This window comes from Rhodococcoides fascians NBRC 12155 = LMG 3623 (assembly GCF_001894785.1).
Lineage (GTDB): Bacteria > Actinomycetota > Actinomycetes > Mycobacteriales > Mycobacteriaceae > Rhodococcoides > Rhodococcoides fascians.
The window spans coordinates 279,873-294,850 of sequence record NZ_BCWW01000007.1 but is presented as its reverse complement, the minus strand read 5'-3'; the positions used below and the strand labels follow the sequence as shown (position 1 = coordinate 294,850).

The window sequence follows — 14,978 nt, the reverse complement described above, 5'->3', positions numbered from 1 at the left end:
TCCGGTGCCGCCCTCGGGCACCACTATTGCTCTTCTACCCGCCGTGCCCCTGTCTCACCCATCGCGGGTCTCAGCGACCGAGTTCGTGGGTGAGGGTTGCGAGCTCCTGGCCCCGGCCATTTCGGTCGTGAGCTCGTCGAGCGAGATGTCGTCGTAGGTGCAGTCCAATTTCTGGCGGCCGCGGTCGAGCAGGACGAAATGATCGCCCACCAGGTACGCGTGGTGAGGATTGTGGGTGATGAACACGACGCCCAGTCCCTGCTCTTTGGCGGCGGAGATGTAGCGCAGCACCATCCCGGATTGTTTGACTCCCAGCGCCGCGGTGGGCTCGTCGAGAATCAGCACACCGGCTCCGAAGAAGATCGCGCGCGCAATTGCCACGCATTGCCGCTGACCGCCGGACAGCGCCCCGATGGGGGCATCGACGTCGGGCAGATCGATGCCCATCTTGCGCAGCTCTTCGATGGTCGTCGCGCGCATGGCGTTCGTGTCCAGAGTCTTGAAGAATCTGCCCTTCGTGAGCTCCTGGCCGAGAAAGAAGTTGCGCCACACCGGCATCAGCGCGACCACGGCAAGATCCTGGTAGACCGTCGCGATACCCAGGTCGAGAGCATCCCTCGGCGAGTCGAACGTCCTCGGTGTGCCGTCGACGAACAGCTCCCCCTCGGACTGCTTGTGCAGGCCCGCCATGATCTTGATCAACGTGGACTTGCCCGCGCCGTTGTCACCGAGAACTCCGGTGACCTCACCGGCGCCGACGCGTAGGTCGATTCCGTGCAGCGCCACGATGTTGCCGTAGTTCTTACCGACGTTCTTCAGCTCGATGAGCGGCGCCGACGCGCCCGACGGCGACTGGACGGGCTGGTCCGAGGAGGTAGTCATGCTCACCTTTTCGCCGCGTAGTTACGGAAGGAGTTGTTGGCGATCACGGCGAAGAGGAGCATCGCGCCGAGAAAGAACTTGAACCAGTCGGGATTCCATCCGGCATACACGATGCCCTGGTTGGTCATTCCGAAGATGAACGCACCGATGAAGGCTCCGACGGCGGTGCCGTACCCACCCGTGAGCAGACACCCTCCGATGACTGCCGCGATGATGTAGAGGAATTCGTTGCCGACGCCTTGGCCGGACTGCACGGTGTCGAACGCGAACAGCAGGTGCATCCCGACGAACCACGCGCAGAACCCTACGAGCACGAACAGGCCGATCTTGACCTTGGTGACCGGAACACCGACGGCCCTGGCCGATTCCTGATCGCCGCCGACGGCGAAGATCCAGTTACCGATGCGAGTTCTCATCAGCACCCACGTGGCCACGAGTGTGAACACGACCCACCACACGACGGTGATACGGATGGAGACCCCGAACAGCGAGAACGACGAAGAGAACACGGCCTTCGCCGAGTCGAAGCCCTGCATGTCCGAGATCGACGGGGTCGCAACCTGTCCGGTGACGAGTTTGGTGACGGCCAGATTGATGCCGGTGAGCATCAGGAACGATGCCAGCGTGATCAGGAACGACGGAATTCTCGTCTTCGTCACCAGATACCCGTTGACGAAGCCGACCGCCGATGCCAGGCCCAGCGCCAGCACAGCTCCGGTCCACACGTTGAGATGCAGGTTGTAGGCGAGCATCGACGCCATGATCGAGGAGAACGTGACCGCGACCCCGGTGGACAGGTCGAACTCGCCGCCGATCATCAGCAACGCGACACCGATCGCCATGATTCCGATCGTCGACGACGCGTACAGCACGGTGGCCAGTGCTTCGGGAGACCGAAACGGCGGCGCGACGATGCAGAAGAAGACGAAGATGGCGATCGCACCGAACAGGGCACCCATCTCTGGGCGAATCAGCAAGCGCTGCAACGGTTTCTGTTTCTTCACCCGCTCGTCCAGGATCACGGCGTGCGTTCCCGAAGCCGGGTCGGCCTGTGTTGGCATGATGTTCCTTCCACGTCCGGACGACGCTCAGCGAGTTCCGTTGCGGGCGTACTCGGCGATGGCCTCGATGTTGGTCGAGTCGACGAAGGCCGGGCCGGTGAGCACCGGGGTGCCGCCGCCGATGGTGTTGCCGTTGTTGAGGTAGAGCCACAGGGAGTCGATGGCGAGATAACCCTGCAGATAGGGCTGCTGATCGATGGCCCAGGCGACGTCACCTGACTCGATCGCGTCGACGAGGGCCGCGTTGGTGTCGAACGTGACGACGGTGGCGTCGCTACCGGCATTGGTCTTCGATTGCACCGCGGTCAGTGCGATCGGGGCTGCGAGCGCTACCACGTGATCGATGCTCGGGTCCTGCTGGAGCTTCGCGGTGATCGTCGCCTCGACCGACGGCATGTCCTTGCTGTTGACGTTCAGAATTTCGGTGCTGCCCCCGGTGAAGCCCTGTCGAACTCCTGCGCAGCGCGCTTCGAGCGCTACTGCACCCTGCTCCTGGATGATGCACAAGGTCTTTCGCGCACCGTCTTCGGTGAGCCGCGCCCCGGCAGCCCTACCCGCGATGGTTTCGTCCTGACCGAAGTACTGCTGCACCCCCATTGCGCTCCATGCGTCGTAGCCGGAATTGAAGGCGACGACCGGGATGCCCGCTGCGGTTGCCGCCTCGACAGCCGGAGCCATGGCCTCGGGCTTGGCCAGTGTCAGAGCGATGCCGTCCACCTTCGAGTCGATCGCGCTCTGAACGAGATTGGCTTGATTGGGTGCCTCCGGATCGGCCGAGTAGCGGAGCTCGATGTTGTCCTTGGCGGCTGCGGCCTCGGCTCCCTTTCGGATGAGATCCCAGAACGTGTCGCCCGGTACCTCGTGCGTGATCATCGCTACCGTCGCCGCAGGCGTGTTCGCCACTCCCGCATTGCTGCCGTTGTCGGTGGATCGTGGAGCCCCACCGGTGCTCGAACAGGCCGTCAGCGTCAGCACCATCACCAACCCGAGTGCGACACCCGCCCCACCGGCGCGGCGTCGAACCGAGCGGAGCGAGCCGGTACGGGCCGCCTGTCGAAATGTCATCCGGGTTCCTCTCGGGCGACCGAGCTGTCGGTAGTACAGCTCGGCGGATCACTGTCTGTACAACGTAATGCCGATCACAGACGATGGACGTAGTTTGGCAGGGCCTTCGAACCGGCCCGCTCCCCGGTGGGTCGCGGCCTCGGTGACCTTTGCAGCGCCTATGGTAATTCGCGATGAAAAGGACTCGAAAGTTCGTAGCCGTGTGGGCGACGGCTCTCGCTCTCGCCGGCGTCGGCAGCGGCCCGGCATCGGCGCAGCCGGCAGTCGAGCCACCCGTCGCATCGACGACGCCACCGTTCACGACGCCGAACACCGACGCGTGCCCGTTCGCGGCCTCTCCGCCCCCGGCGATCGACTCCTCGGAAGTTCCGGCTCCGGGTAGCGCTGCGCCACAACCGGTTCCGATCCCGGCGGACCCGGTGGGCGGATCCCGACTGGCCGAGTGCGGCGCGATCGTGCCGGACGGCGCGCCCCCACTGCCCGCGGACATCTCGGCAACCGGGTTCGTGGTGGCAGACCTCGATTCCGGATCGGTCGTGGCCGCCAAGGATCCACACGGTCGGCACCGACCGGCGAGCACGATCAAAATACTGCTCGCCCTCGTCGCTCTGGACGAGCTGGACCTCGGCAAACAGATCACCGCAACGGCCGAGGACGCCGACGCGGAAGGCAGCGCCGTCGGCATCGGGAAGAACGGTGTCTACACCAATCTGCAACTGTTGCAGGGCCTGGTCATGGCGTCGGGAAACGATGCCGCGCATGCCTTGTCGGCTCAGCTGGGAGGTGACACCGCGACCGTCGAGAAGATGAATGCCAAGGCAGCAGAGTTGGGCGCGCTCGACACACGGACCGCGACTCCCTCCGGCCTGGACGGGCCCGGCATGGCCAGCTCGGCCTACGACCTGGCACTGTTCTACCGGGAGGCCATGCGCAATTCGACCTTCGCGCAACTGATTTCGACCGAGAACGTGCAATTTCCCGGCTATCCGAAGGATCCCACGATCCCCGACGACCAGGACCGCCCCGGTTTCACGCTGTCCAACGACAACCAGCTGCTCTACAACTATCCGGGCGCTCTCGGCGGCAAGACCGGCTACACCGACGATGCCCGGCAGACCTTCGTGGCGGGTGCCGAACGCAACGGTCGCCGTCTGGTCGTGACGCTCATGAAGGGTGACGTGCTACCGATCCGGCCGTGGGAACAGGCCGCTCGGCTGCTCGACTACGGGTTCGCCCTGGATACGAGCAGCAGCGTCGGCGATCTGGTCGAACCGGATTCCACGTCGCCGGTGACGAGTACACGTGCGACCGGCGCGGTGCCGACCCTTGCTCAACCCCCTGCGTCGGCGTCGAGTGCCGAATCGGGTAGCCGACAATCCGATCTGCAGGCGCAGGGCGACACGGTCGTGCGCATCGCAATCGGGGTCATCGGTGCACTGGTCGTGGCCGGTTTGCTGTGGGGCGCACGCACACTGTCTCGCCGCCCCTGAACTCCCCCGCCGCCTCTCACATTCGCAAGTAGGTTGCCTCGGATCAGCGTCGCCGATTGCGAAGTCCAGCGATACCCAGAGCGGCCAGAGCGCCCGCGCCCACCAAGGCCAGACCACCCTTGACACCCGGGCCGTCGCTCACCTCGACCCGGGTGTTGATCACCGCGGGGTCCGGTGCCGGAACATGAGCGTCAGCAAGGCTCTCCCGAGTGGTGGCTGCGAACGCAGTCGAGAACAGCACCAACCGCGACGTCGTGAACACGAACACCAACAGACCGATGATGGGACCGAACACGACTCCGGCGGGCCCGCTCGTGACGGACGCGAGGTAGATCGCGCCGAGTTGCTTGAAGATCTCGAACCCGACTGCGGCCAACAGTGCACCTTTGGCCGCACTGCGCCACGACACCGGTTCGCGGGGCAGACGTGAGATCACCCAGGTGAACAGCGCCCAGGTTCCGACAAGCGCGAGCAGTATCGAGAAGACCCGCAGCGCCACTCCGACGCCGGGAACGGAATCGAGGTTCAACCATTCGAGAATGCCACGCATGACGCCGCCCCCGGCCAACGCGGACAGCCCGAGAGATAGCACCAGAGCTGCTCCCAGGCCGAGCAGAGCCGCGAGGTCCTTGGCCTTGGTCGCAAGGAATCCGCCCGACTCGTGCTGGCTTTCCCACATCGCGGTCAGGGCCTCACGCAGATTGGCCACCCAACCGAGCCCCGCGTACAGCGCGCCAAGCAGGCCGATGACACCGACACCGGTACGGGACTCGATCGCGGTATCGATCAGCGAGCTGATCGTCTCACCGAAGCTACCGGGGACGTTCTCGGCGATCTGCGACTGAATCTCGGCAAGCCATTCGGGCTGATTCACCAGTACGAACCCGGCAACGGCGAATGCAACCATCAGCAGCGGAAACAACGCCAGCACACTGAAATACGTCATCCCCGCGGCGTAGTAATCGCCCTTCTGCCCCTGATATCGCTGCGCGGCAACAACAGTGTGATCCAGCCACGGCCACCGAGCACGCCGATCGTCGAGCATGGCCTTGAAATCGGGCATGGCACTCACCTTTTCGCTGTCGTCGGCGGCTGTTCGGGCCGTGTCCTCGAAATGTCGTGTAGCGCGAATATCGTGTACTGACAGGGCTATGCGCCGGGAGGAAGGAACCCCACCCTGTCGTACACCTGAGCCAGCGTTCTGCTCGCGACCTCCCTGGCTCGATCCGCACCGACAGCGAGGAGGCGATCCAATTCGGCTACATCGGACATGAATACGTCCATTCGTTCGCGCAGCGGAACCACGAACTCGGTCAGCACGTCGGCAGTGTCGGACTTGAGATCGCCGTAGCCCTTGCCTGCGTAACCGGCGACCAGATCATCGATGCTCTTCCCGGACAGAGCGGACTGAATCACCAGAAGATTGCTGACGCCTGCCTTGTTCTCCGGATCGAAGACAATATCGCGTTCGTTGTCCGTCACTGCCGAACGAATCTTCTTCGCGGACACCTTCGGATCGTCCAGGATGTTGACGATGCCCGCCGGATTCGACGACGACTTGCTCATCTTCGCCGTCGGATCCTGCAGGTCGAAGATCTTGGCCGTGCCCTTGATGATGTGTGCATCGGGAACCACGAAGGTCTTCTTGAACCGCGAGTTGAACCTCTGCGCCAGATCGCGAGTCAACTCCAGATGCTGACGCTGATCCTCGCCCACCGGAACGAGATTCGGCCGGTACAGCAGGATGTCCGCGGCCTGCAGAATGGGATAGGTGAACAACCCGACGCTGGTGTGATCGCGACCCTGCTTGGCGGACTTGTCCTTGAACTGCGTCATCCGGCCGGCTTCGCCGAACCCGGTGATGCAGTTGAGAACCCACGCCAACTGCGCATGCTCGGGAACCTGGCTCTGCACGAACAACGTCGACTTCTCGGGATCGATACCCACCGCCAACAGTTGTGCGGCCGCTATCCGGGTGCGCCGGCGCAATTCCTTCGGGTCCTGCGGAACCGTGATCGCATGGAGATCGGGAACGAAGTAGAACGCATCGAACTCCTCTTGCAACTCCACCCAGTTCCGCACCGCACCCAGGTAGTTACCGAGATGGAACGAATCCGCCGTCGGTTGGATGCCCGAGAGCACCCGACGACGCGGACCCTGCGACGTGTCGATCGAGTCAGGAGAAGACATGCGGCAATCTTTTCACGCCGTCCCCGACCCGTACCGATTGCCTTGCCACACCAGTCCCGCAGGCTCCGCTCCTAGCGGTAGCGCACCGTCACCGGCGCGTGATCGGACCACCGCTGGTCGTACGCCTCCGCTCTCTCGGTGACAGCTTCCTTCGCACGCTCGGCCAGATCACTGGTGGCGAGTTGGTAGTCGATGCGCCACCCGGCGTCGTTGTCGAACGCCTTACCGCGGTAGGACCACCAGCTGTACGGCCCCTCGACGCCGGGGTGCAGCTCACGCACGACGTCGGTCCACGGTGACTTCTCGGCGAGCAATCGCGATACCCACTCACGTTCTTCGGGCAGGAATCCCGACTTCTTGCGGTTGGTCTTCCACGACTTCAGATCCGCTTCGGTGTGGGCGATGTTCCAGTCGCCGCAGACCACGACGTCGCGCTCGGCGGACGTCGTTGCCTTGGCGGTCTTGGCGAGATACTTCGCGAACGCAGCCATGAAGCGTTCCTTCTCGTCCTGTCGGTCGGTCCCCACCTCGCCCGACGGCAGGTACAGGCTCGCCACGGTGACGTCACCGTAGTCTCCTTCGATGTAGCGACCCGCGTCGGCGAATTCAGCGACGCCGATGCCGGTTCTGATCGCCTCCGGCGCGGCCCTCGACAGCAGGGCCACACCGTTGCGTCCCTTCGCCGACGGTTCCGCCGACGCCAGATGCCATCCCGCATCGAGGGCCGGGGCCAGTGCTGTGGTCAGCTCGCCGTCGTTGGCGCGCGTCTCCTGAAGACAGATGACGTCGGCATCGGTGGCCTCGAGCCACGGAAGCATGCCCTTGCGAACAGCGGCGCGGATCCCGTTGACGTTGACAGTGGAAATAGTGATCGGCACGCCGACGACCGTAGCGGAGGCCACCGACAACCGGCAGGTGGCCTCCGCAGGCTCACCTTCTCTTCGGTTTGGCTCCTGGCTTCGGAGCCGTCACCACTGATGCCACTTTCGGCACCGCGACCGGCTCCTGGTCGATCCGTCGGTAGACGATGTGCTGCTGGGCGTAGGTCCAGATGTTGTTGCTCACCCAATAGAGCAGCACCGCAACGGGCAGCACCGGGCCACCGATCAGCACCCCGGCCGGGAAGACCCACAGCGCGAGTTTGTTCATGATCGCGGTCTGCGGGTTCGCCGCGGCGGCCGCATCCTGACGCGCGATCGATGCCCGGGAGTTCAGGTGGGTAGCCACCGCGGCAACGATCATCAACGGCACCGCGACGACCGCGATGCTCCACACCGACGGCACCCCACCGAACGGACCGAACGCTTCGAGAACATCTCGAGAGCTACTGACGGCAGCGGAGATCGGTGCGCCGAACAGCCGCGCGTCGAGAAACGACTGCACATCGCCCGCACCGAACACGTAGTTGGCTGTACTCGCATTCTCCTGCGCCGACATACCGAGATGCCCGAACCCGGTTCCCGTCCGGTTGAACGAGCGCAACACGTGCAGCAGACCGATGAACACCGGTGCTTGCGCGAGCAGCGGGAGGCAACCCATCAGTGGGTTCACCCCGTGTTCCTTTTGCACTGTGCGGATTTCCGTGGCCTGTCGAGCCCGGTCACCGGAGTACTTCTTCCGTACCTCCTCGAGCCTGGGTTGGAGTTTCTTCATGGCGAGCTGTGAACGAATCTGACCGACGAACGGTTTGATCAACAGCGTTCGTAGCGTGAAGACCAAAAATACGACGGCCAAGGCCCAGGCGACGCCGTTGTCGGGGCCGAGCACGAAACCGAACACCCGGTGCCAGAACCACAGCACCGCGGAGACGGGGTAATAGACGAAATCGAGCATGATGGAGTGCCTCACTGAGAGAGAAATCGGTCGGATGACGTCTCGACCGGATCTCGCAGTGGCTCAGCGGAACTGGAGCCACCGATCCGGTCCGTGAACCGATCCGGGTGCTCTCGGCATAGGGCGGCCTGGCGTGTCGGGTTGCTCTTGTCTGCGGTAGGCCCCGCGGAGTCTGCCGCCGTCGGATCCGGCGGTTGTGGACGCGGGCGGCACCACGACGAGGACGTCGGCCGATGCACCCGTCACCAGCAGTGCCGCAGCCACCAACGCACCGAACATCGCTATCTGGGCCGCGGGCTGGGCATCGACGACGGCGAAGACGACCAGCAGGACTGCCGCCACCCCGACGAGGGTGACCACTGCGGCTCGCCACGGCGACACCGTACGCCTGGAAATTGCGTCGAATGCAGCCGTCGAACCGACACGGCGGGTGGCGTTGTCGATGGACAACATAGCGATTCTCCCGATGAACCTCGTGGACCAGGGGCACGTGAGGTGTGGGAGAGCCGTCGAACTACAGCGCTCCCACCAGGAGACCGGGTGCTCGCGGCTGCGGGCGACCGGGTGCGTCGGGGCGATGTTGACGTCGGAACGAGCCACGAAGGTGGCGCTCCTCCGCATTCGGTCCGACGTTCGACGGACGGTACAGAAGGCTCAGCGCCCCGGCACGATGCGCGTAGAACACCGCCGCCGCCAGAGCAGCGAAGATGATCAGCGCGAGATCCGCCGGTCCGGCCGGAGTAGTCAGCAGCAGCGTGAAGAACAGCACCGACGTGACGACGAGGTTCTGATAGCCCATCGTGCACCTCCGTCCTTACGTCACCGATCGTCGAGTCGTTGCTCAGGGTACAGATACCGTCGGGTCTGTGCACTGGTACCAGCTGTCTCCCCAGGAGACCGGGCCTCGGGCCTGAACACACTTACGCACACGTTCGGGCAGGCGATCGAGTTCGGAATCTGCGTCCGCCGACAACCCGCCGAGGTAGAACACGTCGATCCGCCCCGTCTCCTCGAACCGTTCGACGTTCTGCCGCGCGATGTATGCGTCCGGGTTCACGGCCGCGAGGGCGAGAACGGTCAGCACTGCTCCCACACCGACTGCTCGCGGAAGCCAGCGACCCGACATACGTACGCCCGCGACGAGCAGCAATACGAACACCGAACCCAACCACCATTCGACGGCGGTGACGAACAGCCGCAGGGTGGTGTAGCCGTACTGCTCCTCGTACAACGACATTCGATGCAACGCCGACGCCACGATCACCACCGACAGTGCGCACAGCGCGCCGAGCAGAACCCGCAATGCAAGTCGGTCGCGTAGGTCCGTTCGTTCGGCCTTGGTCACGGTGACCGCGATGACGAGCAAGGTCAATACCGTCACCGTCAGCAACTGCCAGAAGCCCTGCCGTGCGTACTCGGCGTTGGTCAAACCTTCGGTGCTCAGAACGTGTCCCTGGCCGCCGAACAAGCTCGGAATCTGAAAGGCGACGAATACCCCGAACAGGCCGACGACAGCGCCGAGCGGTATTGCCCACTCCCACAACCGAAGTGTGCGACGCGGTGTTGCCGCCAGGCGGTCGAAGCGCGGCGGATGCACGGCCACGTATGCGGCGGCGAGCGTACCTGCAGCCGTCAGTACGAATACGACCACTCGCCCGAAAATCGATCCGAGATCGAACTGCGGAGTGACCGAGCCCAGAGCATCCGCGAAACGTCGATCCGCCGCCCCGAACAGCGCGGCGAACACCACACAGAGCGCGACGGTGACGGCGGCGACCACGCCGATTCGGATCGGCTTGGGCCCGTCGAGATCGACGGTTCCCGCCCCTCGTCGCGTCCACCGCACGACCCGCAAGGGCAGCAGCAGCGGCAGCACGGCGCCGAGAGCGATGCCCGTCCAAGTCCAGGCCCGCGAGAGAACGACCGACCCGACGACGACAGCAAGGGCAACGGACAGAGCGACGATCCACTCCGCCTCTCGTAGCGCCGCGACGCTGGACAAGGCTAGGACCCCCGCCACACCCACCCACTCCCACGGCGACAACGACGCACGCCGTACCGCTACGACGACAGCCATGATGCTTGCGGCGGTGATGGTTACGCCGAAGTTGTTGTAGCCCAATATCACTGTCGCGACGAGCCCGGCAGCAAGCGCTCCGAGAAGTGCCGCGCGGGGTGCCCGAGAGTGTCGCAGCACCGGCCAGGTTCGAGCGCTCCACAGCGATCGACGAGGCCGCGTTCTGGGTTGAATGGGTATTCCGATCGTGGTCATGACTGTGATCCATTTCTGTGTTCGAGGCATGCCGAACCGCGGCTGCGGTCCAGGGACGAGCAGTCGAGGTGTGTGTGAGAGAGAAGGTGGGTCGTCAGCGCCCGGGGATGGCCACTCTGATGTGGCAGCCCGACTCACTGTCGAGAACGTCGATTGTCCCGCCGTGCAGTTCGGTGGCCCACCGTGCGATTCCGAGTCCGAGACCTGTTCCGCCGTCGGTGGATCCGCCGCGAGTGAACCGGTCGAACACCGCGTGACGGTCGGCCGGTGCGATGCCGGGACCCTCGTCGCGAACATCGAACGCGAACCGGTCCCCGGCTCGATGCGCTCGGATACTCACCGTGCCCGACTGCGGCGAATGCCGTACGGCATTGTCGACGAGATTGGTGATCACCTGCGTCATTCGAGCGCGATCGGCGACAACCGTCCCGGCACCGGGTGAGACGACGATCGATACTCGTTCTCTATGAACGCCGGTCGCCTCCTCCAGGAAGGGGCGCACCGGGAATTCCGTCGGGGCGATGCTCAGCACTCCGCCCTCGACCCTCGACAGATCGAGCAGTTCGGTCACCAGGTTTCCCAGTCTCTCGGTCTGGCCCAGGGCGACAGACAACGTGGCCGGGTCGGGTTCGGTCACCCCGTCGACCATGTTCTCGAGCACTGCCCGCAAGGCAGCGATGGGAGTCTTCAATTCGTGGGAGACGTTTCCGATCAGCTCGCGGCGGTACTTCTCGGCGGCTTCCAAGTCGCTCGCCATGGTGTTGAACGCGGTGGCGAGCTCGCCCACCTCGTCGCGGGACGTGGCACGCACCCGGGTCGAATAGTCGCCTCGCGCCATCGCTTTGGCCGCCGAAGTCATCTCTCGCAGGGGCGACGTCATGCCGTGCGCGACGAATTGTGTTGCAGCCAAAGACACGATCAATGCGGCGAGAAGTGTGTAGCGAAACTGCCAGCCGGCCCCGATCCAGAAGACGACGCTCGCCAGCACCAGCACGATGCCCACCACGAGCGAGACCTTGAGTTTGAACGACCGCAAGGGATCGAGCGGACGCGGCAGCATCGGCCTCATCGCGGTGCCTCCACGGCGTATCCGACGCCGTGGACGGTACGAATCAGGTCGCCACCGAGCTTGCGCCGCAACGCTTTCACATGACTGTCGACGGTACGACTGCTGGCCGAATCGTCCCAACCCCACAGTTCCGACAGCAGAGTCTCCCTGGACACCGCCGTGCGAGGTCGAGCGGCCAGATACGCCAGGATGTCGAATTCGGTTCTGGTGACGTGGATGTCGCCCGCGTCGGTGGAGACGCGTCGCTCCCGGTGATCGATGTGCACGTCGCCGATTCGAGTGGTGTACTGCTCGGGAGTGACGACGCGTTCGGCACGCCGGATGAGAGCATGCACACGTGCAACCAGTTCGCGCATGCTGAACGGCTTGCCCAGATAGTCGTCCGCACCGACGCCCAGCCCGACGAGCATGTCGGTCTCGTCGGACTTGGCCGTCAACATCAGTACCGGTACCGGCCGGGACGCCTGGATGCGTCGACATACTTCGAGTCCGTCGAAACCGGGAAGCATCAGATCCAGCACCACCACGTCGGGGTCGATCCGGCCGCACACCTCCACCGCGGACGGGCCGTCTGCGGCGGTGACCACGTCGTACCCTTCGCCTCGCAGTCGAGCGGCCACGGCGTCGGAGATCGTGGGTTCGTCGTCGACTACGAGAACTGTGCGGCTCATGAGAATTGACCCTAGAGGTCGGACATGGAGGACTTCGTCGGGAAATGTGGAGGTTCGGTGAAGGTTGACGTGAATGTCTGACTAAGGGTGGGCTACCCTTCCTTTCGATACCCGCCCTGACGAAAGGCCCATTCGATGCGTATCCGACCACTTCGGAGAACTTTGGCGGTGTGCGCGATCGCGCTGACCACGGCGGGACTACTGAGCGCCTGCTCGAACTCCGACGGCACGTCCGACGGTGCCGACTCCCCCACGACCGCCAGCTCGGGCGTCTTTCCCGTCTCGGTGGAGCATGCGTTCGGCGAGACCGTCGTTCCAGACGAGCCCACGCGCGTCGTGGTGGCGGGATACACCGAACAGGACACGGTGTTGGCCCTCGGCGTGATCCCCGTCGGAGTGACGGAGTGGTACGGCGACCAGCCGTACGCGACCTGGCCCTGGGCACGGGACGCGCTGGGAGATGCCCAGCCCGAGGTGCTGACCAACAACGGCGACGGCTTCGAGACCGAGAAGATCGCCGCCCTCGAGCCCGATCTGATCATCGCCACCAACGCCGGTCTCACCGCGGACAGCTACCGGACTCTGAGCAACATCGCACCAACGCTCGCCCAGTCCGACGCGTCGACCGCCTACTTCGAGCCCTGGGACGTTCAGGCGGAGAAGATCGGCCGGGCACTGGGCAAGAAGGCCCAGGTGGACGGGCTCATCGACGGCGTGAATCAGAAATTCGCCGATGCCGCGGCGGCGCACCCCGAGTTCGCAGGCAAGAAGGCGATCTTCCTGCAGAACGCGTTCTACGAGGGCAAGGCCATCGCGTACCAGGACGGTTTGAGCACCGACTTCCTGACGAAGCTCGGTTTTGTGATCCCCGACGACATCGACGCGTTCGTGCCGGCCGACGGCAGTGCGCAGGCGAGCATCCCGCTGGAGAACCTGTCGGTCCTCGACACTGCAGATGTGCTGATCTGGGGAACGGAGAACCCGGGCGATCGCGGCCAGTTGGAGAAGGAACCGGTGTACAACGCTCTGCAGCCGGTCAAGGACGGCAACCTCGTCTTCACCGACGGGGTGACGGCGGGCGCGATCTACTTCACGAGCGTGCTGAGCCTGCCGTACGTGATCGACAAGGTGGCTCCGGCGCTGTCCGAGGCGCTTGGCGGCACCGCCACCACCATCACGTCCTGACTCATGCCGCGGAGCGCTTCTCCATCCACATGGCGACGGACAGAACGCCCAGGCCGGCAACAGCGAGACCCGAGCCGACGGCGGCCGGTGCCGTGTAGCCGAGGCCTGCGGCGATCACCGCGCCGCCCACCGCGGCTCCGATGGCATTGGCCAGGTTGAACGCCGCGTGGTTGAGTGACGCGGCGAGAGTCTGCGCGTCCTCCGCCACGTCCATCAGACGGGTCTGAAGTCCGGGGACGACGGACGAGCCGGACGCGCCGATCAAGAACACGAGAAGCAGCGCGGTCACCGGGTTGTGAGCCGCGACGACGAAGACGGCCAGGGACACTGCGGTCGCGGCCAGCCCGATGAAGGTGCCCTTGAGCTTGTACTTGTCGGCCAACCAACCGCCTGCGTAGTTGCCGGCAACCATGCCGAGGCCGTAGATCATCAAGGCCACCGGAACCAGTGCACGGGCAAGGCCTGCGACGTCGGTCAGGGTAGACGCGATGTAGGTGTACACCGCGAACATGCCGCCGAATCCGACGATGCCGACGAACAGGGTCATCCAGACCTGGCCACGGCGGAGGGCACCGAGCTCGGTGATCGGGCTGGTGGTCGGCATGGCGTCGAGTCGCGGCATCCACAGGACCAGCGCACTGACGGTGAGCAACCCGATCACGGCGACGAGCGCGAATGCGCTTCGCCACCCGAGGGCCTGGCCGATCCAGGTCGCCACCGGTACACCGACGACGTTGGCCACCGACAGACCCATCATCACCATTGCGACGGCCTTGGCTCGTTTACCCGGTTCGGCGAGGTGCGCTGCCACCAATGCCGCAACGCCGAAATACGCGCCGTGCGGCAGACCGGCCACGAACCGGGAGGCCACCAACTCGTTGAAACTCGGCGCGAAGACCGTCCCGAGATTGCCGAGCGTGAACGCCACCATCAGCGCCAGCAACAACATGCGTCGAGGAACACGCGCCGCGAGAGCAGCGATGGTCGGCGCACCGACGACGACGCCGAGCGCGTAGGCGGAGATCATGTGGCCGGCCGACGGCTCCGAGATTCCCATCGTCGTCGCGATGTCCGGGAGCAGGCCCATCGACGCGAATTCGGTGGTGCCGATGCCGAAGCCGCCGATGGACAGGGCCAGCATGGCGAGCCTGCGGCGGGTCGAGTGCGGGCGATGGCCGACACTCAACCCACTCGACACCTTGCCGCGCACGGCGCTGACGTTTCTGGCGAGAGCGGAATCGGTGACAGTCACAGCAGAAC

The 14,978-nt window shown here is 64.7% G+C and carries 14 protein-coding genes and 1 pseudogene; 2 read left to right on the top strand and 13 right to left on the bottom strand.

Going from position 1 to position 14,978, the window contains the following annotated elements; translation table 11 throughout:
- Positions 1 to 70 precede the first annotated feature (70 nt).
- The 3 genes and pseudogenes from RFA01S_RS16590 to RFA01S_RS16580 form a co-directional block, all read right to left on the bottom strand.
- Positions 71 to 882 (bottom strand): annotated as a pseudogene (locus RFA01S_RS16590) (ATP-binding cassette domain-containing protein).
- 2 nt (positions 883 to 884) lie between these two features.
- Positions 885 to 1,943: an ABC transporter permease gene (locus RFA01S_RS16585; RefSeq protein ID WP_032408071.1), complete on the bottom strand. Its 1,059-nt coding sequence runs from the start codon at positions 1,941 to 1,943 to the stop codon at positions 885 to 887.
- A gap of 27 nt (positions 1,944 to 1,970) precedes the next feature.
- The gene (locus RFA01S_RS16580) at positions 1,971 to 2,921 is read right to left on the bottom strand and encodes a substrate-binding domain-containing protein (protein WP_032367238.1); all 951 of its coding nucleotides are present in this window, start codon (positions 2,919 to 2,921) and stop codon (positions 1,971 to 1,973) included.
- A gap of 260 nt (positions 2,922 to 3,181) precedes the next feature.
- Here RFA01S_RS16580 and RFA01S_RS16575 point away from each other — a divergent pair, with 260 nt between their 5' ends.
- Positions 3,182 to 4,498, top strand: coding sequence for a D-alanyl-D-alanine carboxypeptidase family protein (locus tag RFA01S_RS16575; RefSeq protein ID WP_032387036.1), 1,317 nt, complete (start codon positions 3,182 to 3,184; stop codon positions 4,496 to 4,498).
- A 43-nt stretch (positions 4,499 to 4,541) separates the two neighbouring features.
- Here the strand turns inward: RFA01S_RS16575 and yhjD are convergent, their stop codons facing one another.
- The 9 genes from yhjD to RFA01S_RS16530 all read right to left on the bottom strand — a co-directional run bounded on the left by yhjD (position 4,542) and on the right by RFA01S_RS16530 (position 12,533).
- Entirely contained in the window at positions 4,542 to 5,561 is a 1,020-nt protein-coding gene (gene yhjD, locus RFA01S_RS16570) for an inner membrane protein YhjD (RefSeq protein WP_032371018.1), read from the bottom strand.
- A gap of 86 nt (positions 5,562 to 5,647) precedes the next feature.
- Positions 5,648 to 6,688, bottom strand: a complete 1,041-nt coding sequence (gene trpS / locus RFA01S_RS16565; RefSeq protein ID WP_032371019.1) for a tryptophan--tRNA ligase — start codon at positions 6,686 to 6,688, stop codon at positions 5,648 to 5,650.
- Positions 6,689 to 6,759: 71 nt separating this feature from the next.
- Positions 6,760 to 7,566 (bottom strand): exodeoxyribonuclease III, encoded by an 807-nt coding sequence (locus RFA01S_RS16560; protein WP_027496409.1) that lies wholly within the window; start codon positions 7,564 to 7,566, stop codon positions 6,760 to 6,762.
- Positions 7,567 to 7,618: 52 nt separating this feature from the next.
- Positions 7,619 to 8,521 carry a membrane protein insertase YidC gene (gene yidC / locus RFA01S_RS16555; RefSeq protein WP_052057203.1) on the bottom strand — a complete coding sequence of 301 codons (903 nt, stop codon included), beginning with the start codon at positions 8,519 to 8,521 and terminating at the stop codon, positions 7,619 to 7,621.
- Between the two features lie 63 nt (positions 8,522 to 8,584).
- Positions 8,585 to 8,974 (bottom strand): DUF6412 domain-containing protein, encoded by a 390-nt coding sequence (locus RFA01S_RS16550; protein WP_052060857.1) that lies wholly within the window; start codon positions 8,972 to 8,974, stop codon positions 8,585 to 8,587.
- 61 nt (positions 8,975 to 9,035) lie between these two features.
- Positions 9,036 to 9,320, bottom strand: a complete 285-nt coding sequence (locus tag RFA01S_RS16545) for a DUF6412 domain-containing protein (RefSeq protein ID WP_032408070.1) — start codon at positions 9,318 to 9,320, stop codon at positions 9,036 to 9,038.
- 42 nt (positions 9,321 to 9,362) lie between these two features.
- The gene (locus tag RFA01S_RS16540) at positions 9,363 to 10,793 is read right to left on the bottom strand and encodes a DUF4153 domain-containing protein (protein WP_052060874.1); all 1,431 of its coding nucleotides are present in this window, start codon (positions 10,791 to 10,793) and stop codon (positions 9,363 to 9,365) included.
- A 94-nt stretch (positions 10,794 to 10,887) separates the two neighbouring features.
- Positions 10,888 to 11,862: a HAMP domain-containing sensor histidine kinase gene (locus tag RFA01S_RS16535; protein WP_032366682.1), complete on the bottom strand. Its 975-nt coding sequence runs from the start codon at positions 11,860 to 11,862 to the stop codon at positions 10,888 to 10,890.
- On the bottom strand, positions 11,859 to 12,533 hold the full coding sequence (locus tag RFA01S_RS16530) for a response regulator transcription factor (RefSeq protein ID WP_032371022.1): 675 nt from the start codon (positions 12,531 to 12,533) through the stop codon (positions 11,859 to 11,861). The genes RFA01S_RS16535 and RFA01S_RS16530 overlap by 4 nt, the downstream gene beginning before the upstream one ends.
- Before the next feature lie 135 nt (positions 12,534 to 12,668).
- Here RFA01S_RS16530 and RFA01S_RS16525 point away from each other — a divergent pair, with 135 nt between their 5' ends.
- On the top strand, positions 12,669 to 13,718 hold the full coding sequence (locus RFA01S_RS16525) for an ABC transporter substrate-binding protein (protein ID WP_052060856.1): 1,050 nt from the start codon (positions 12,669 to 12,671) through the stop codon (positions 13,716 to 13,718).
- A gap of 1 nt (position 13,719) precedes the next feature.
- Here the strand turns inward: RFA01S_RS16525 and RFA01S_RS16520 are convergent, their stop codons facing one another.
- Positions 13,720 to 14,859 (bottom strand): MFS transporter, encoded by a 1,140-nt coding sequence (locus RFA01S_RS16520; RefSeq protein ID WP_032367243.1) that lies wholly within the window; start codon positions 14,857 to 14,859, stop codon positions 13,720 to 13,722.
- Positions 14,860 to 14,978: the final 119 nt, after the last annotated feature.

Coding starts and splice junctions, on each gene's coding strand:
- RFA01S_RS16585 (WP_032408071.1), bottom strand. CDS start 1,943: ATGCCAACACAGGCCGACCCGGCTTCGGGAACGCACGCCGTGATCCTG.
- yidC (WP_052057203.1), bottom strand. CDS start 8,521: ATGCTCGATTTCGTCTATTACCCCGTCTCCGCGGTGCTGTGGTTCTGG.
- RFA01S_RS16540 (WP_052060874.1), bottom strand. CDS start 10,793: ATGACCACGATCGGAATACCCATTCAACCCAGAACGCGGCCTCGTCGA.
- RFA01S_RS16525 (WP_052060856.1), top strand. CDS start 12,669: ATGCGTATCCGACCACTTCGGAGAACTTTGGCGGTGTGCGCGATCGCG.
- RFA01S_RS16580 (WP_032367238.1), bottom strand. CDS start 2,921: ATGGTGCTGACGCTGACGGCCTGTTCGAGCACCGGTGGGGCTCCACGA.
- RFA01S_RS16520 (WP_032367243.1), bottom strand. CDS start 14,859: ATGCTGGCCCTGTCCATCGGCGGCTTCGGCATCGGCACCACCGAATTC.
- RFA01S_RS16535 (WP_032366682.1), bottom strand. CDS start 11,862: ATGAGGCCGATGCTGCCGCGTCCGCTCGATCCCTTGCGGTCGTTCAAA.
- RFA01S_RS16530 (WP_032371022.1), bottom strand. CDS start 12,533: ATGAGCCGCACAGTTCTCGTAGTCGACGACGAACCCACGATCTCCGAC.
- RFA01S_RS16545 (WP_032408070.1), bottom strand. CDS start 9,320: ATGGGCTATCAGAACCTCGTCGTCACGTCGGTGCTGTTCTTCACGCTG.
- RFA01S_RS16575 (WP_032387036.1), top strand. CDS start 3,182: ATGAAAAGGACTCGAAAGTTCGTAGCCGTGTGGGCGACGGCTCTCGCT.
- trpS (WP_032371019.1), bottom strand. CDS start 6,688: ATGTCTTCTCCTGACTCGATCGACACGTCGCAGGGTCCGCGTCGTCGG.
- yhjD (WP_032371018.1), bottom strand. CDS start 5,561: ATGCCCGATTTCAAGGCCATGCTCGACGATCGGCGTGCTCGGTGGCCG.
- RFA01S_RS16550 (WP_052060857.1), bottom strand. CDS start 8,974: ATGTTGTCCATCGACAACGCCACCCGCCGTGTCGGTTCGACGGCTGCA.